The 18,312-nt window shown below is 44.7% G+C and carries 14 protein-coding genes; 2 read left to right on the top strand and 12 right to left on the bottom strand.

What is annotated here, in order from left to right:
- Nucleotides 1-8: 8 nt before the first annotated feature.
- The 12 genes from AC58QG_RS05785 to AC58QG_RS05840 form a co-directional block, all read right to left on the bottom strand.
- Nucleotides 9-719: an AAA family ATPase gene (locus AC58QG_RS05785; RefSeq protein WP_497361145.1), complete on the bottom strand. Its 711-nt coding sequence runs from the start codon at nt 717-719 to the stop codon at nt 9-11.
- 165 nt (nt 720-884) lie between these two features.
- Nucleotides 885-2,426: a sulfatase family protein gene (locus tag AC58QG_RS05790; RefSeq protein WP_497361146.1), complete on the bottom strand. Its 1,542-nt coding sequence runs from the start codon at nt 2,424-2,426 to the stop codon at nt 885-887.
- Nucleotides 2,427-2,450: 24 nt separating this feature from the next.
- Nucleotides 2,451-4,589 carry an ADP-ribosylglycohydrolase family protein gene (locus AC58QG_RS05795; protein WP_497361147.1) on the bottom strand — a complete coding sequence of 713 codons (2,139 nt, stop codon included), beginning with the start codon at nt 4,587-4,589 and terminating at the stop codon, nt 2,451-2,453.
- Nucleotides 4,590-4,607: 18 nt separating this feature from the next.
- Complete coding sequence (gene rbsK, locus AC58QG_RS05800) at nt 4,608-5,528, bottom strand: ribokinase (RefSeq protein ID WP_497361148.1); 921 nt, start codon at nt 5,526-5,528, stop codon at nt 4,608-4,610.
- A gap of 33 nt (nt 5,529-5,561) precedes the next feature.
- Complete coding sequence (locus AC58QG_RS05805) at nt 5,562-6,431, bottom strand: carbohydrate ABC transporter permease (RefSeq protein ID WP_497361149.1); 870 nt, start codon at nt 6,429-6,431, stop codon at nt 5,562-5,564.
- A gap of 1 nt (nt 6,432) precedes the next feature.
- Nucleotides 6,433-7,395, bottom strand: a complete 963-nt coding sequence (locus AC58QG_RS05810) for an ABC transporter permease (RefSeq protein WP_497361150.1) — start codon at nt 7,393-7,395, stop codon at nt 6,433-6,435.
- Nucleotides 7,396-7,461: 66 nt separating this feature from the next.
- On the bottom strand, nt 7,462-9,030 hold the full coding sequence (locus AC58QG_RS05815; RefSeq protein ID WP_497361151.1) for a type 2 periplasmic-binding domain-containing protein: 1,569 nt from the start codon (nt 9,028-9,030) through the stop codon (nt 7,462-7,464).
- A gap of 107 nt (nt 9,031-9,137) precedes the next feature.
- A complete protein-coding gene (locus tag AC58QG_RS05820; protein ID WP_497361152.1) occupies nt 9,138-10,982 on the bottom strand; it encodes a sensor histidine kinase in 1,845 nt (614 codons plus the stop codon).
- Nucleotides 10,979-11,989 carry a response regulator gene (locus AC58QG_RS05825; RefSeq protein WP_497361153.1) on the bottom strand — a complete coding sequence of 337 codons (1,011 nt, stop codon included), beginning with the start codon at nt 11,987-11,989 and terminating at the stop codon, nt 10,979-10,981. Before AC58QG_RS05825 ends, AC58QG_RS05820 begins: the two co-directional genes overlap by 4 nt.
- A gap of 11 nt (nt 11,990-12,000) precedes the next feature.
- Nucleotides 12,001-13,584: a sulfatase gene (locus AC58QG_RS05830; protein WP_497361154.1), complete on the bottom strand. Its 1,584-nt coding sequence runs from the start codon at nt 13,582-13,584 to the stop codon at nt 12,001-12,003.
- A gap of 436 nt (nt 13,585-14,020) precedes the next feature.
- Nucleotides 14,021-15,499, bottom strand: a complete 1,479-nt coding sequence (locus AC58QG_RS05835; RefSeq protein ID WP_497361155.1) for an Lsa family ABC-F type ribosomal protection protein — start codon at nt 15,497-15,499, stop codon at nt 14,021-14,023.
- A 103-nt stretch (nt 15,500-15,602) separates the two neighbouring features.
- Nucleotides 15,603-16,247, bottom strand: a complete 645-nt coding sequence (locus AC58QG_RS05840; protein WP_497361156.1) for a peroxiredoxin-like family protein — start codon at nt 16,245-16,247, stop codon at nt 15,603-15,605.
- A gap of 224 nt (nt 16,248-16,471) precedes the next feature.
- Between AC58QG_RS05840 and AC58QG_RS05845 the strand changes: the two genes are divergently transcribed.
- Together AC58QG_RS05845 and AC58QG_RS05850 are read left to right on the top strand one after the other, a co-directional pair.
- Entirely contained in the window at nt 16,472-17,497 is a 1,026-nt protein-coding gene (locus AC58QG_RS05845) for an ATP-binding cassette domain-containing protein (RefSeq protein WP_497362791.1), read from the top strand.
- The gene (locus AC58QG_RS05850) at nt 17,494-18,306 is read left to right on the top strand and encodes an ABC transporter permease (RefSeq protein WP_497361157.1); all 813 of its coding nucleotides are present in this window, start codon (nt 17,494-17,496) and stop codon (nt 18,304-18,306) included. Before AC58QG_RS05845 ends, AC58QG_RS05850 begins: the two co-directional genes overlap by 4 nt.
- Nucleotides 18,307-18,312: the final 6 nt, after the last annotated feature.

Genomic DNA, 18,312 nt, shown 5'->3' on the forward strand with positions numbered 1-18,312 from the left:
GCAATGAATTAATCTTTGAACAGCTCATCTAAGATCGTTTTTCGATTTTCAAGAAATCGTTTGGTAATCATATAGTGCAGCGTTTCCTCATATTGAATTTCACTAATGGGTTGATCATCAAAACTTAGAATCTGCGCATCGGGATATCCAAGCAATATTGGAGAATGTGTAGCGATAATGAACTGAGCTTCCTTCTCTAAATCCTTGATAACACGCATTAGGGCCAACTGCCTTGCAGGAGATAATGCCGCCTCGGGCTCGTCGAGCAGATAAATCGCCTTTTTCCCAAATCGATGCTTGAAAAGTGATAGAAACGCTTCGCCATGCGATTGCTCATGTAACGAGCGCCCCCCATAATAGGGTAAGCTTTCGGGAATCGTGTCTAAATAGCTAGCAAAATTATAAAATGTTTCAGCCCTTAGGAAAAAACCATTCGTTATTTTGGGCATCCAAGAAAGACGTAAGTGCTCCCCCAGAATGGAATGAGCAGCATTGACGTCATATACATTGTTTCTACCGCCACTCGCCGTGTTAAATCCGCATTGGTACGCGATGGCTTCAAGGATTGTTGATTTCCCTGAACCATTCTCTCCGACCAGAAAAGTGACATTCTTCTCAAATGTAATCGAAGTCAGAGATTGGATGGATGGGATGGTAAAAGGATATTTCTCAGCATCGATATTCTCTTGCTTTTGAATTTCAAGTCTTCTCAGATACATGATTCATCAACTCCAAATGAAATTTCCAAGCCATACTTCTATTCTACGGTTTTCTAACTCGAAGTAAAGAAATGCGACACCCTGCTATAATTAATGTCATTAAGTATTCGCTAAATGATAAATGAAAAAGCCTGATTCCTCAGGCTCTTCCACCCTACTATTCAATTATCCTTTGTGCAGAACGCCTAACGGTCCCGTCCATTTCGGAAATTCCAATTCATCTTGAAATACGCCTTGCTTAATGAGTTCCTTGCATTCAGCATCCGTCATTGTAAGCGTATAATCCTCCCCATCTGGCCCAATAAGTCCCAATTGACTCTTCGCACGCTGAGAAACAACCTCTGGATCAAGAATGCTTCTCAACAGCTCTTCAAACTGAGCCAGCCGCTCCTCATACCCAGCTTCTTCAGCCAAATCCTTCAATTCCTGAGGATCTTCCTGGAGATTAAACAAGGATGGACGGTCATGCACATAGTAGGTGTATTTATAGCCATCCTTCACCAGCATATACCAATCTTGCTTGAAAAAGTTGCCGTGATATTCGGAAAATGCGTAGTCATTCCTTCCCTCTTGTTCTCCCTCTTTTATCAAAGGCAGCCAGCTCTTTCCAGGACGATCTGACTCTGCCTCTAAACCAACCATCTCCATGATGGTTGGATACAAATCAACGAGACTAACCGGATGATCAATTCGCTTGCCACTTGGCAAACCAGGTCCCTTCACGATTAAGGGCACGCCAACAGAAGCTTCATAGCTGCATTGCTTGTAAAACAAGCCATGCTCACCTAGATTTTCACCATGATCGGACATATAAACGATATAAGTGTTGTCGTATAGGTTCTGGGTCTTCAACTCGGCTATGATTCTGCCAATATTGTCGTCCAGTGCCGTAATCATACCGTAATACGCAGCAATGACGTTACGCAGATTGTCTTCTGTAATCTCTCCTAGCCCAAGTGCATTTTGCATATTGCGTACTTGTGGATGCAGATGATCATTCGGAAAATGAGCATCATGCGGCAGCGCCACGCGATCCGGATAATACATATCATAATAAGGCTTCGGTACTTTGTACGGCCAATGAGGAAACATGAGACCGACGTACATCGCCCATGGCTCCTGCTCTTCTCCCCCGCCTTTACGCTGTAAGAAATCAAGCGCCCAATCCGTCACAACGCGGTCATGATCGTAGAAGCCAAGATCCCGATTGTAGCCCGTATCGCCATCTGTCACAACATCTTCTCGAATGCCTGCATTGAGAATATGTTGTCGTTTATCCACGCGTACATGGCCTTCGAGTCGTGAGTATAACGGGGTCGTCCGTGGATACGGAGTAAACGCGGGGCGTTTCTTAATGATTTTATACTCGGTAAAACCACCGTCTTGATAGTCGCCGCAAAAATCCATTTTCCCAAACATGGCCGACGTGATTCCCGCCTGATCCAGTTTACGCGACCACGTCATCTCCTCAGGATCAAGTGGACAACCGAGAAACCAGCTATCGATCTGATGCGGGTATTTGCCAGTAATAAAGCTCATTCGACTAGGTGTACACACAGGGCAATTGCTATAAGCGCTTGTAAAATGCGTCCCGTCTGCAGCAAGCGAATCGAGATTCGGCGTTTGGATATAGGGATGATCACGGTATCCGGTAATCAATGGATGATGTTGATCACTGCAGATAACGACAATATTAGGCTTGCTCATCGGAAGACACCTCTTTCTGGCAGGTTAAATGCCGACAACTGAAAAGCTGCGATAATGCGTATGACTGCCCGCTGCATTCGAGAAGCCAATCATCCCAGTTAAGTAAGGCTGATCCTCATCCGTATACGCAAGATGCAATACGCCATTTACTGCGATTTGAAAGCGATTATTCTCGGCACTGACGGTAATCACCGCTTCATTCCCTAGTTCCCAAGCACAATCGGTTTCACTCAGTACGCGATAGCCGTTCTCATTCTTATACAACGTTAGCTTGCCAGTCGGCGCGAATCCAACGGCATAAGAACGAATACCTCCTTGCACACGGAAATTGATTCGATGGTGTTCGCCAAGCTTAGGAATGACGGTTGCGCTAAAGTCATAATTGTCCCATTCCAGTAAGCCCGTATAGGCTTCCGCTGTTTCCCCGGCATAACTTCCACTTAATTCGCCATCTTCTAGCGTCCAAATCCCGCGTAAATAGGATAATTGGCTAACTTCGATATGCAAACCTGTCCATTTCTCTAATCTTTCATTTGCAAAATGGATCTCATAATTCGGCTTGCCATTGAAAACGACGTCATCGATATAACAGACTAGACTAGGTCCCTTCTCATTTTTCCCGTCCATTGGAATGAGCTCAATGCCCGCATGCTCCAAGCAGGCGTCCGTTAATTTAGGAATCTGGAATTGCAGCTGCGTCCATTGATCCGCAATTAATTGCACAGCTTCACCATAATGATAGGCTCCGCTGTTGCCATCCTTCACGTACAGACGAGCTTTCACTCGCTGACCTCTCGCTTCAGGCAGAACCACCTTCGCTTCCATGGTCTGTCCTGGATATAAAATGGGTGAGAAACTCGGATCATACCGGCTGTCGTTGAAGTCGTGTGGTCGATAATAGGTTTGGTGATACACACGATAAGCGCAGCCCCCTTGCACATTATTGAAATGGACTTTCAGTGCTCGTTCACCGGAGGCTGATCGTATCTCTGAGTTTTCTAAGTAGCCCGTTACAGGCAAAGGATCCGTATGTTCGAGTCGAAAGGCATGGGTGGAGCCTGGGTATTCGAAGTGGAAATGGTTATGCTTTTCGGCAAAAATACTTGCCCATGGCTCAGGTGCTTGTTCGCCCGCAAGCTTGTAGCCTAGCTTGGCAATATAGGAAGCACACCAAGGAATATCGAGTATGTTGAGTGAACCGATGACGCTTGAGCAGCAAAGGAAATCATTGATCGGCTTCCGCCATTTCTCATCAATACACGCAATCCCCCCTCGAACGCCCATAATGGTAGCAATATTCGCTACGTTACAATCCGTATCCCACCCACACATATTACAAATGTTAATCGTTCTAGAGAAATCGCCTTCACCATATAGCAGAGATAGAATCATAACAGCCGAATTCGGAATGATATGACAATGTCCTGGATATTTATCGTAGCCATAGTTGTTTTTGACAAAATGAAAAGCATCCCGCCAATTGTCTGGGTTCTTCTTATAGAAGTCGATGACAGCGCGTGTAACCTGTGTATAGGCACAATCTTCAGGGATAACAGAAAGTCCTTGCTCAATAATTTGTTCAATGTCCTGCTCAGCGAAGGCAGCTGCAATGCATGCCGCAATAAACATGCCACCGTATTTCCCATTCCCGTCATGGGAGACGGAAGTGATTTTTTCAGCAAAATGTGCGGCAAGCTTGGGATCGCCAGGCGCAATAAGTCCCCAGACGTCGATAAAAATTTGTCCGCCAATTTGTTCGGCGACCGCAAGTCCGTTTTGTTCCGCTGATCCAGAGCGCGGTGCCATAATGCCATTTTTTAAATTCAAGTAGGCGGTATGTTCAGTAGATTTGCCGTAGCCCCCCCACCAATAGAATCCGTGGCCGTCAGGCGCATAATTCAGCCAGGTTAATCCCATTTGCCCCGCCGTAATACTCGTTCCACACACATAATCCTCTAAAGCACGTAAGAAAAAGATAGGTCCATTCGTATCATCATCCGCTGCAAAATTAATAAATTCATGCAGGTAGTCTGTAATTTCTCCAAATGTTCGTTCAATGCGTTCATACGTCCAGTTCTCGATGAGGCCACCATGCCTCACGCCAATCACCTTAGCAAGCCAACCTGCATAAACCTTTTCAATGTAATCATGCTGTAAAGCCATCTAACCTACCACCTTCGCTCATCTGGTATTGTTGATAAACGCTTCGACTTCATCCCTTGTGGGAATTGAGGCTTGTGCGCCATTTCTCGTTACGGAAATAGCTGCTGCGCCAGAGGCATATCGCAATGCGTCATGGACTGACTTGCCTGAACAAATCTCTGCGGCATAGTAGCCGATAAAGGTATCCCCTGCCGAAGTTGTATCCACGGTTTCCACGGAGAAAGCTGGCATGAATAGGTACGCACCATCGTCACCCATATAGAGCGAGCCGTACGCTCCAAGGGTTACGATCACCTCACGCACACCGTTTTCAATGCAGCTGCTTGCGGCAAGAACGGCATCTGCCTTGCTGTTGACAGGGCTACCGATTAGATAATGCGCTTCCGACTCATTTAAGACTAGCGTACCAATGAGGGGAAATATCTCTTTCGGGATCCGTTTGGCGGGTGCTGGATTGAGAATGACAGGAATGTTTCTCGCTTTCGCCATGTGCATTACATGTAGATTCGTTTCCCAGGGAATTTCATTCTGTAGGAGAATAACCTTGGCCGAATCAAATGCTGATGCGTATATGTCCTCTGGCTTCACTACTCCATTGGCACCTTCCGTCAGCACGATCTGATTTTGACCGGCATCATTCACCATGATATAGGCCAAACCTGTTGGACCTTCTTTGACAGCAATCGCCTGCGTATTCACATCCTGCATCTGCAAGGCCTGCAACACCTCGCTCCCCAACGAATCCCTGCCTACAGCGCCAATCATCGCAACAGAACCACCAGCCCGCTTGGCTGCTACAGCTTGATTAGCACCTTTTCCACCGTGGTAAGTCACGGTAGATTTGCTTTTCAGCGTTTCTCCGGGTATGGGGAATTTCTCGACACGACTTACCATATCCACATTAAGGCTGCCAACGACGACAATTTCATTCATCGACATTTCAACTCCTCCTTATGGGATCCATCCTTGCGATTAACCTTTCACAGATCCCATTAACATGCCTTTGTTAAAATATTTTTGCAAAAATGGATACACAACCAGCAACGGTAATGCGGTTAACACGATCGCCGCCATTTTGACAGCGGGACTGAATTCAAAGCCTGTCGACATATTTTCCAAGCTATTGTTGGCTTCATTCATCATCTGCCGCAAGAACACTTGCAAGGGCCATTTCGACGAATCGTTAATATACAGAACCGCATTAAAGTACGAATTCCAGTTCTGAACCGCATAGAAGAGTGTAAATGTCGCAATAGCTGGAAGTGATAATGGGATGATAATGCGCCAGAACAATCGCAGTTCACCACACCCATCGATCCGTGCAGATTCCTCCAGCTCGGCAGGAATATTCTGGAAGAAGCTGCGCAGGACAATTAAGTGGAAAGGTGCTATTGCTGTGCTTAGAAACAGCGCCCAATAGCTGTTCAAGAGATGCATACTTTTGACAACCAAATACGTGGGAATGATGCCACCACTAAATAACATGGTGAACAGAACCATGAAATTCAGAACTCTTCTTCCTTTGAGCCATCGCTTTGAAAGCCCGTAAGCCATCAGAGAAGTCAGCACCATATTGACAGTCGTACCTTCAATCGTAATGATGACGGCGTTTTTGAACGATTCCATAAATTGCGGGCTGGTCATCAAATATCCGTACGCATTAACTGTCCAATCATGCGGAATGAGGAAAAATCCTCGTGTTAGAATCTCTTCTCTTGATGCAAACGAAGTCATGACGACGTAGAGAAATGGAAATAGAACGACGATCAAGCTTAGCACCAGCAGGGAGTTGATGATCAGTGTAAATAGGGGATCTCGGCCTCGCGCATTGTACATTTGCATGCTAATACACCCCCTCCTGCCCAAATGCTTTCGCCAATCGATTGGCCATCAGAATTAAGACCAAGCCAATGAGTGCTTTAAAAATACCAACTGTTGTAGAGTAACTGAAGTTGCCTTGAAGCACCCCATTGCGGTACACATACGTATCAAAAACATCGGCAACACTCAGATTCACTGGGTTTTGCATGAGCAGGATATGCTCGAAGCCTAGTTCCATGACTTGACCTAACCGTAGAATGAGCAGGATGACAATCGTAGATTTCAATGCAGGCAAGGTGACATGCCAGACCTGCTTCCATCGATTCGCTCCGTCCACTACAGCTGCTTCGTAGAGCGTCGGATCAATGGCAGCCAATGCCGCTAGAAAAATGATCGCGTTCCAACCTGTTTCTTTCCAAATATTCTGACCAACATAGAGCATGCGGAAGAAGCTCGGATCTGTCAGAAGCTCAATCCGGCTATATCCCATACTATCCAGTAAATTGTTAATGCCGCCATCCTGCGTTGCAAACAGGACGACCGTAATACTCATGACGATGACCCATGACAGGAAGTGTGGCAAATAGAGAATCGTTTGCACGGTTTTACGAAACCAAGCACGACTGACCTCATTCAGCAAAACTGCGAATAGAATCGGTGCTGGAAAAAATAAAAACAAATTCAGCGCGCTGAGTATCAGCGTATTGCTGAGCAGCGTCAAGAAATCTGGATCTGTAAACAACCGTTGGAAATTGTCCAAACCAATCCATGGACTTTCTCTAAATCCTACGAAAGGATCAAATTCTTGAAAGGCGATCACGAGTCCAGCCATGGGGATGTATTTGAAAATTACGAAAAACAGAAAACCTGGCAAAATCATCAGATACAAAGGAATTCCGCGCTTCCATGCTGCACTCCGCATCCATCTCCTGCCTTGTGGAAGAGACGGTGGTCGAAAGACATCTACTTGATTTTTACTTTTCATAAGTCTCCTCCTCGGAGCCGTGATGACCTATCAGGGAGGGGTCCTTACAAAGGACCCCTCTTGACCTTATTTGGTTTGCAGGTAAGCGTCGTTATATTCCTTCGTAATCTGATCGCCGCCATCTTTCTTCCATTGTTCAACTGCTTGATCAATGGTATCGAGCGGTTGCTCACCCATAATGACCTTGAGCAGTGTCGTCATGAATTTCTGATCGATGGTTGCCCCACTCTTCGTGTCTGTTGGAGATTCTAAGCCAGCTGCCAGATTCGGCCATTTAAACGGTTCACTGTTCTTGAACCACTGATTCACATTATTCACCATCGTCGTGTCATCCCAAAGTCGAATTTGGGTATTCACATCGAATCTTCGTAAATACCAAGCAGAGATTAAGATTGGACGTTCCTTATCGAAAGCTTCCAATTTCGTATACTTATCGCCTTCTTTTTTATAATGGACGCCTTCAATCCCATTCTTCGTCAAGGTATTCCCTTCGTCCGAAACTAAATAATCAAACAGCTTCATCAAGCGATCCTGCTTCTTGGCATCACTCTTCGCATTGATTACAATGCGCTGTGTGATGGCATTCGTTGCCGTTCCTTGAAGTCCTGTCGGCCCTTTTGGCGGTAAGAGCTGGATCGTTTCAGCTTTAGGATCAATTTTCTTCAAATTCGGAACAATGGTCTGATAAAATACATTCGGCACGACATCATCGACACCGATTTTGCCTGCTTCATATTTATCCTGCGGATCTTTTACTTTATTAATCGCAATATCTTTGTCCAGCACGCCTTCCGCGTATGCTTTGGCCATATAGGCAGCGAAATCTTTTAGTTCTTTATTTTGCACATGCCAGCTAATCAGCTTACCATCCTTTAGTCCCCACACATCTACTAGACCGAATGCCGCTTTCAGCTGATCAACGTGCTTGAAATCTGTCTTGTTCGCCACCAATGATGCTGAGAAGCCGTACGTATCTTGCTTGCCATTGCCATCCGGATCCTGAGTTGCAAACGCTTTCGCAACCTTGTAAAACTCATCCGTGTTTGTTGGCATTTGCAGCCCAAGCTTATCCAGCCAATCCTTTCGAATACCTAAAGAGGTTTGGGTTTCAATTTGATAATAAGGTACACTGTAGTATTTGCCTTTCGGACTCATGAATTGCAGTTGTTCTTCGCCGCCTAGCTGCTTCGCTAAATTCGGATATTTGCCTAAGAGTGGTTTAAGATCAAGGAAAACGCCTTTATCCCGCCACTTCAGGAAATCTTCTTTTAGAAGCAAGAAGGAATCTGGAAAGTCGCCAGAAGCAGCCAATACATTTAACTTTTCTTTATAATTATCTTGCGAAATCCATTGAAACTTCAGATCAATATTGAATTTTTTGTTTAAGAAATCAATCATCGAGTTGTTGGCTGGCCATCCTCCGCCCTCATAGCTGATCGTCATGATATTGAGCTCCAGCTTCTCTTTCAAATCGTCTTGGGGACTGGCTGAAGCTGTGGGTGTGACTGCTGCAGTTTCCTTAGCGGTTACCTTCGGGCTTTCTGTTGACGAATCTGTCGACGAATTGCTCGAACACCCGGCAACCACACTCGTGGATAGCAGAATGGCAAACGAAATAGAACTCCATTTTTTCACTCGTATTCCCCCTATTTGCATCGTTATTGGATACTTCTTTATTATAATTCGCGCATAGGCTCATTTCCTTGCCTGAAATTACGATTTCCAAATGGATTCTACTAAGTTTACGAAGTACGTATGATCCGATCTTCTGATGAAAGCTGACGGGGAAGAGGAACCCGCAGCGAAATGACGGTTCCCCGCCCTGGGAATGAATCAATATGAATGCCATAGCCCACACCATATTTCAGCACAAGCCTCGTGTGAACATTGGTGATCCCTAACGATTCACTTTCCTCATAGGGAGGTATTTTCAAATTAGAAATATTATTCAGTCTATCATCCATTTCTCTTAACTTCGCTTCATCAATCCCTGGGCCGTTATCGGCAATTTCAATGACCAAGTCCTCCTTATCATCATACGCGCTGACGATAATAGCACCCTTGCCTTCCATCGGCTCAATGGCATATTTAACCGCATTTTCGATAATCGGCTGCAAGATCAATTTAACGACAGGACAGGAATGGAACTTCTCATTGACATAGAGTCGACTTTGGAAATTGTTCGGGAAGCGGATATGAATGATTTCTAAGTACTTTTGTAAATGCACCATTTCTTCACGCAATGTCGTTTCTAGCCCACTATATCGTGCGGTATACCGGTAAACGTCTGCTAAATTACCAGCCATTTTCTCAATCATCGGCATTTGCTCCAAATAAGCCATACTTTGAATTATGCCAAGCGAATTGTATAGCAAATGGGGATTAATTTGATTCTGCAGTGCTTTAATCATGGCTTCCTTCTGCAGCAGCTGTGACTGCACTTCTTTGACGCTAAGACTTACATTCGATTCAAAAAGCTCCTCTAAACGACTCACCATGATATTAAAGCTGTGGTTGAGCTGTTGAAACTCATCTAGTCCGGGAACAGGTGCAGAGCGTACGCTCAGGTCTCCACCGGCCACACGGCGCATTAAGTTTTTCAAGGTTAAAATGGGTTCTACGAATCGTGCGGATAAGAAGGGCACGATGAATAAAATAAACAAAGCGATCACGCCTAGAATAGCTAGCGTCGAATTCGTTGCTAATTGCAGCTCCCCTGCCATTTCCTCAAATGGGACCAGTGCAACGATTCGCCAATGCGTGCTGTCTGAAATAACGGTTGCGATTAAGTAATCTACGCCATGAAAGGTTTGAATCGCTGCACCTTGTTGTTTCGATATCTGAAGCGAGTTCAAGTCCGTCTTGGCGATCAATAATCCATTCCATTGATGATTCGCATGATACACAATCGTATCATTGTCAGAAAGAATGAAAAAATCGCCGGTTTCACCCAGCTTGGAGCGTCGGAACGCTTGATCAATTTCCGTTAACGAAATATCAATGACCAAATTTCCGATGAGATCTGTAGAATCAATGCTGAAGATCGGAAGAACAATCGACAGTACACCTTCACCCATACTGCCTGGATATTCAGCTAAATGCGTTTGTATGATCGATTTCTTCGATTGCAGGGGCCGTCCAAACCACGGTTCTGATGAATAATCATTGTTTCCCACATACGACTGCCGAATGGATACAACCTTATGATCGCGGTTAATGAGAAACATATTCTGAATTTCAGAGAAATTCAGCGCGACATACCGCCTAAGCTCTCTTTCAATAGCTTCGACATTATCCAGATTCTGTTCATTGGGCTGAACTTTGTTATCTAACCAATTTTGCACCGTATTGCTTTGCATCAACGTACTTGAGGAGCGTTGGAATTGTTTGAAATAATAATCCAAGAAATAGTTAAGCCGATTCGTCGCCTCATTCGAAATATTGAAGAAATCCTTCTTCACCGCTTGGCTGTAGTAATAGTGAGAGCTGAGTGCCAGTAAAAGCACAGAGGCAATACTGACACTTAGAAAAGCGATGACCATTTTGGCCCTTATGGGCAACTGGTGTAACCATCGTGTTGTTCTCATATGCCGAGACTCTTTCTATACTCCAGAGGCGTTAAGCTCGTTATTTGTTTAAATGTACGGTTAAAATAGGGCAAAGAAGTAAAGCCCACTTGGTCCGCGACCTCGTAAATTTTAATTTCGGGAACGAGCAGCAGCGCTTTCGCCTTCTCGATCCGAAGTTGATTCACATAATTCAAGTACGTGAGACCCGTTGATTTTTTAAATAAGGCACTGAAATAAGATACACTTAGATGAGCCATTTCTGCGGCTTCTGACAACGTATACGTAAGAGCATAATGCGTATCCAGATGATCACATACCTTGCGAATAGCCATTTTCACATGATGGTTCGCATATTGCGGGTAGATTTCGTTCCAAGCTTCTAGGAGTCGTTTGAAGTGACGATGAACCTCCTCTTTGCTGTCTCCAAGCAATGGCAAGCATGTGAAATCTCGATTCACACCTTGAATCAGTTCATTTAATCGACTTGAAAGCATGTGGAAAAGGTTCTTCCTTACATCTGGTGAAATGCGAAGTTGAAATGTATCTTGCAGTACGGCTTCCATCTGATTAGGTAATTCTTGTTGCGATAGCTCCGGGAGTGATTCTGCAAAATGTTGTAACCGGGTAATGGTTTCCCTAGTTCCTGACATGCTGGATAAGCGCTCTGCGGTTCTGCGTAATGCACCATGGAGCTCTTCCTCGTTCAGCGGCTTTAATAAATATTCGAAAATGCCAAACCGCATAGCTTGCTTCGCATATTGAAAATTATCATAGCCGCTGACGATAATCGTAGCCATCGGCAGCTCATGATTATAAATTTGTTCGACTAACCATAAGCCATTTTGTCGAGGCATCATGATATCTGTAATCAGAATGGACGGCCAGCTTTCTTGAATAGACTGCCAGGCATCTTCTCCGTTTCCAACTTCTCCGACCACATGGAATTCAGGGCTAAGCTTCTCGACCATTTCACCGATTGCGCTGCGAATCCAAAGCTCATCTTCTGCGATTAAGACATCGAACAAGGTTATGCACCTCATTTCATTTTAGTTTCTTTGACCTCAGGCTGTAGTCCTACTCGCTCATATTGTTCAGATGGAGCATCACTCTCTTGCATGATTTGCAGCATATGCGTGATCATTTTGGCCTCAATGCTCTCGTCTTGTAAAGGTTGCTGTTGCTCTGGATCTTCCTCCGTATCAAAAAGCAGCGTCCCGAACTTATGTAGTTCATTATGTGGATTTGCGTTGATTTTCATGGTTTTCAGCTGTTTCGTGAAGGAGAATGGTTGAGCAAGCTCCAGGCTTTTCAACTCATCGATAGTGAAAAGTCGCCGCATGTGTGATGGCATTAATGTGTAATTGTAGAGTGGTCCATTTTCCGGTGCTACTGGTGCTTTCATATACACATAGCGGCCATCCGTACAGTTGATGTGTCCACCATGAATGCCGAATAATGCCGCATCTCTGACGGGGTAATTCGCTGCGATCGTCTCTTTCAACGATTTCCCCTGCATATCTTCTGGAACATCAACACCAAAGAATTCCAATAAGGTTGGAGCCATATCAATCATTTGCACGAGGCTATCTCTGCGCTCCCCTGCTTTCTTACTCCTTGGATCCCATATGAAAAGTGGTGGTCTTGCAATTTCATTGTAGAAGGGTTGGATATTTTTGGCCCACCAGTCATGCTCGCCCATGAGGAATCCATGATCAGAATTGACGATTAGCATCGTATCCTTCCAGAGATCAAGTTCATCCATGAGATCCAGTACTTTGCCCAAATGATAATCGCACATACTGACGAGAGCTGCATATTCATAACGAACATGCTCGACTTCTTCAGGCGTTTCCTCAATCGCTCGGTATGGCGGCCAATCGAAATGTACACCCTGATAGTCATGCGGATACATCTCGCGAAATGATTGATGCGCAAAAAACGGTTCATGAGGATCAAAGGTTTCGAGCTGCAAAAACCAATTATCCTCAGCCACATTCTGGCGAATGAATTCAGTACCTAGATCAAATGTCAACGCCTGTGGAAATTCAGGCAAATCCTTGACATATTTACGATTGATCCAATCCTGTGTAACCATTCTTCCCGCACTATGTCCACCAAGACCTGTCGTATGTCCGCCTTTGTAAGCTGGGGTTTCCGGATCTGCAATCTCCCCTTTCCACGGATCACCTTCCTGACCTCTTATGAATTCATACGTATTATAACGATTGTGATACGTTGCCCCTCCGTCCTCCCAATAATGCTGATGGTCTGTGACGAGATGCGTGTAGACACCATTTTGCTTTAAGATCTCGGGCATAGAATCATCGAACGGTTCCAAAGGTCCCCAGCTGCGATGCAAAAAATTATATCTCCCCGTATGCAGCTCTCTCCGCGCTGGCATGCAAGGCATACTGCCCACGAAAAAGGTATCGAATATCACACTTTTCGCAGCAAGTCGTTCAAAGTTTGGCGTTTTGATCCATCCCCCATAGGGTGGGAGCATGTGACGATTCAAGGAATCAAACATAATCATGATCGCTTTCATTTGCGTTTCGCGCAGGTGAACATAATGAGGAAATAATAGCCTGCGCTCCTCCTTTTCATTTGTTGGATGAAGCATGAAGTTATGTAAGCGCGTTCAAATGTATTGTAGCATAGACTCTTTCTGCGTATACAGACTAAATCTTAGAATTGACTTACTCTCCCGTATGTCTATGTCGCGCTCCTGTAAGGAGAAATAATCGACTTACTCAACTCCGTTTGCCCATGTCGTGCTCCTGTAAGTCGAAATAATCGACTTACACTCCCCCGTATGCCCATGTCGCGACTCGGTTACTCCCCGGGCACAGTTTAGTCCTAAACAGCCGAACTAAATCGACTCAAATAACACTCACACAAGGAAAATGAGTGAATAATTCGGCAAAATCGGACTAATGGTCTTTTTTTACAAGTAACCCTCGTTTTAGTTCGGAGATTTCGGACTAACGCAACTTTTACTGCGAAAAGCAAAAAAGCTAAGCGCCATTTAAGCAGCTTAGCTTTTTTTCAATAAATCCTTAAAGTTCAATAATTTTAGTTGCAACATTGTCGCAAAATTCCCTATCATGCTCCACAAATAGCAGGGTTGGCGCGTATTCAAGCAACAATTCTTCAATCTGCATACGCGAAATCACATCAATAAAATTAAGCGGTTCATCCCAAATGTGCAAATGTGCTTGCTCACTCAAACTTTTGGCAATGAGTACTTTCTTCTTCTGACCGCCGCTAAAAGCGGAGATATCCTTCTCAAATTGAACTCTGGCAAAATCAAGCTTTCTTAATATGGCTTTAAATAGGCTTTCATCAATCCCATGTTTCTTCGCGAAATCCGTCAAATTACCATGCAAATGCGAGGTGTCTTGTGACACATAGGATATTTGTAGCTGGCTTCCCTTTCTAAACGTTCCCGTATAGGTGATGTTCTGACCACAAAGCAGCTTGATTATACTTGATTTGCCCGAGCCATTTTTACCTGAAAGCGCAATTCGCTCGCCTTGTTCGATCGTAAAGCTAACATCCTGGCAAACCATCTTCTCGCCGTAATAAATCGAGACATGTTCAAGTTCAGCTAATTGGTTTTTGTGATACGACAGTTGGGTAATCTTCAAGTCATCTGCACTTTCAATATTTCGAAGGAGCTTTGACTTCTCCTCTAATGCCGATTGCTGCCTTTGCTCGATGGATTTAGAGCGTTTCATCATTTTTGCAGCTTTGTGACCAATATAGCCTTTATCTACCTTGGAACCGGAATTTCTTGTACCGTTTTTCGTTTTCTCGACTTCATGTGACCAGTCGCTCGTTCGTCTAGCAGAATCGGATAATCGTCTAATATCCTTCTTCAGCTTTTCGTTTTCAGCGAGCTCGAAGTGATCTTGCCTCTGTTTATTTTCCCACCAATCCGAGAAATTCCCTTTTTGAATTTGAATATTCGTCTTGTTGATGGAAAGGATGTGATCTACGCAGTTATCTAGAAATGCTCTGTCATGAGACACTAATATAAACCCGCTCTTGGTTTTGAGATACTCACTGACCAGCTTTCTAGCCTTCATGTCCAGATGATTGGTGGGTTCATCGATTAGCAAAAAACTATTCTCCTTCAGAAATAACGCAGCCAACAACACTTTCGTCTGTTCTCCGTTGGATAACGAATCAAAAGGCCGATAAAGAACATCCTCAGAAACCTTCAGTAACGTAAGCTCACGCATTAATTCCCAATGCTGATAATCTTCTAAAATGTCGTTGATAATATCAAGCGTGTTATGGTCCTTGTTGTTCACATGAAAAGGAAAATATTCAAAACTGACACTCGCGGAAATATGTCCGCTGTATTCATATTTACCAAGCAGTAAGCTGAGAAAAGTTGTCTTCCCTCTCCCATTTCGTCCTGTAAATCCTAATTTCCAATCGGTATCGATATGAAAATTGACGTTCTCAAATATATGATCGTAGCTGCCGTCGTAGGCAAACGTTAAATTACTAACTTTAATTAATGACATGTATGGATCCTCCTAAGCAATGCATGATGCATGAAATCATCATATCATAATAGGATTTACCATTTCGAAGGAAAGGATAACTATAGATAAACTATCCTCCTCATTACAGTTCCTTTAAGTGTGAAAGGATATCCTGCGGCTCCATTCGCGTCATGAAATCCGGGTTTACATGTGCGTAACGGATGTTACTATCCATATCAATCAGGAAGATTCCTGGGATGGGTAAGATCCACCGGTCCGTCTCATTGAATGCAGAGATATCTCTTCCAAGTGTATGTTTGAACGTGTGTTGAAGATAGTCAGGCATTTCAAACAAGAGGTTATAGCTTTCCGCAACATGACCGTTTCGATCGCTCAGCACCTGGAAAGTCAACTGCTCTTTCTCCTGCTGGGTTAGTGAATGGTCGGGGCTTTGCGGTGTAATAGCAATGAGTTCAGCACCCTGCGCTTGAATCTCGGGCAGAATTTGCTGATAAGCTCTAAGCTGGATATTGCAAAAAGGACACCAGCTGCCGCGGTAAAAGGTAAGGATTACGGGACCACGGGTAAGCTCGTCATATAACGTTATTTGCTTTCCGATCGGATTGGTCAAAACAAAATTCGGAGCTTTGTTTCCTTTTTTTAAACCAAAAACAATGCCTGATTGCTGTTGTTCCATGATGTGACGCATAATCTGTGTCTGCGCTTCATCAGGCACCCTAGCGATAAATCCAGCCTTAGCCTGCTCCAATTGTTCTTTTAGCGACATGGTGCATCTCTCCTTTAGGCCATGGTAATATCTCTCCATATTTTTCATACAGGTTCTGTTAATGCAAATAAAAGATACCGTATGGTATCTTTTATTTTAACATATATCCATTTATTTACAAGTGCGTATTTTCCCAACGGAATCGAAAATTACATACATTTGTTTACATTCAGTTTAAAAATGTAAGATACAATCACGTTATCAATTGTTATCTAGGAGGAATCATATTGGATGCTTCACAAAGAAAAGGATTAGCGCAGCATGGCGATTGGGCCGTCGAGGCGCATGGACTTGTCAAAACCTTTGGAGAAAATCGTGCAGTCGATGGTGTGAATTTGAATGTGAAGGCTGGGTCGATTTACGGCGTACTTGGTCCGAACGGAGCTGGCAAAACGACAACAATCAATATGCTGGCAACTCTACTTAGACCCGATGCGGGCTCAGCAAAAATCTTCGGATACGATGTCGTGAAGGAGTCCCAGATCGTCCGTCAATTGATCGGTGTAACCGGTCAATACGCATCCGTCGATGAATCGTTAAGTGCTACAGAGAACTTAATCATTTTCTCCCGACTTCTCGGACTAAGCCGCAAAGAGGCGCGACAAAAGTCAGACGAATTACTTGAGGAATTTGGATTAACAGAGGCTGCTAAGCGACCATTGAAGAATTTCTCCGGCGGTATGCGACGCCGATTGGATCTTGCTGCCAGCCTCATTGCGCAGCCTCCACTCATCTTTCTAGATGAACCGACGACCGGTTTAGACCCGCGTACGCGTGCTCAGATGTGGGACACGATCCGTCGTTTGGTGGACACTGGTTCTACCATATTACTTACAACCCAATACCTGGAAGAGGCAGATCAACTAGCTGATCGAATCGCTGTTATCGATCGTGGACGCGTCGTTGCTGAGGGTACGGTTGATGAGCTTAAAGCTTCCGTTGGTACGTCCTCCTTGCATCTTAGTGTCCAAAATCCACTAGACATTGAGCAAGCTCGTAGAACCGTTGAGCAAGTTCTTAAGGTATCATCAACCGTGGTTGCTGGTAAAATATCAGCTCCAATGGCGAACGCCGATCGTGTGACTGACCTCCTCATCTCCCTGCGCGAAGCTGGTATTCACTTAGCTGAGATGAGTGTCCAGAAGCCGACATTGGATGAAGTATTTTTAACCATAACAGGTCATGGCGTCTCAGAGAACGAGACAGCGACGTCTGAAGCTTCGAGTAACAAACAGGAGGCACGAGTATGAGTACATCCATTAAACCCGTTTCCGAGCGTCATCTGAGAAACCACACCAGCTTCCGCCAATCCGTGCGCAATTCCTTGACGATGGCTTATCGCGGCCTGCTGAAGATTCGCCGTACACCTGAACAATTGTTCGATGTCACGCTGCAACCCATCATCTTCACCCTGATGTTTACCTATATTTTTGGCGGAGCCATCTCCGGTGACGTCGTGAGTTATTTGCCTGTCATTATTCCAGGTATTCTCGTTCAGACCGTAATCACAACGTCCATCGTGACCGGCGTCCAGCTGCGAGAGGATATGGATAAAGGTGTGTTTGACCGGTTCAAATCACTGCCCATCGCGCGGATTGCTCCACTCGCCGGGGCCCTATTAGCGGATACCATACGCTATACCATTGCGACAGTACTTACTTTCTCCATGGGATTCATCATGGGCTATCGACCTGAAGGCGGCTTGGCCAATGTTGCAATCGCCGCGTTGCTTGTCATTTTCTGTTCATGGGCAATTAGCTGGATCTTCGCATTCTTCGGCGTCATTGCACGCACAGCATCAAGTGTTCAAGGGATCTCCATGCTTGTCCTATTCCCACTTACGTTTCTTTCTAACGCATTCGTTCCTGTCGACACCATGCCTAACTGGCTTCAGTGGTTTGTTAAAATCAATCCAATCTCACACCTCGTCTCTGCGGTTCGCGAGCTTGCGAATCAAGGAACGGTTGGTTGGGATCTAACGATCTCCCTGTTCGGAGCTATCGTTATTGTGGCGATATTTGCGCCAATCACGGTTATCGCTTATATGCGCCGGACCTAGTCATCG

The organism is Paenibacillus sp. J22P169 (assembly GCF_059691995.1).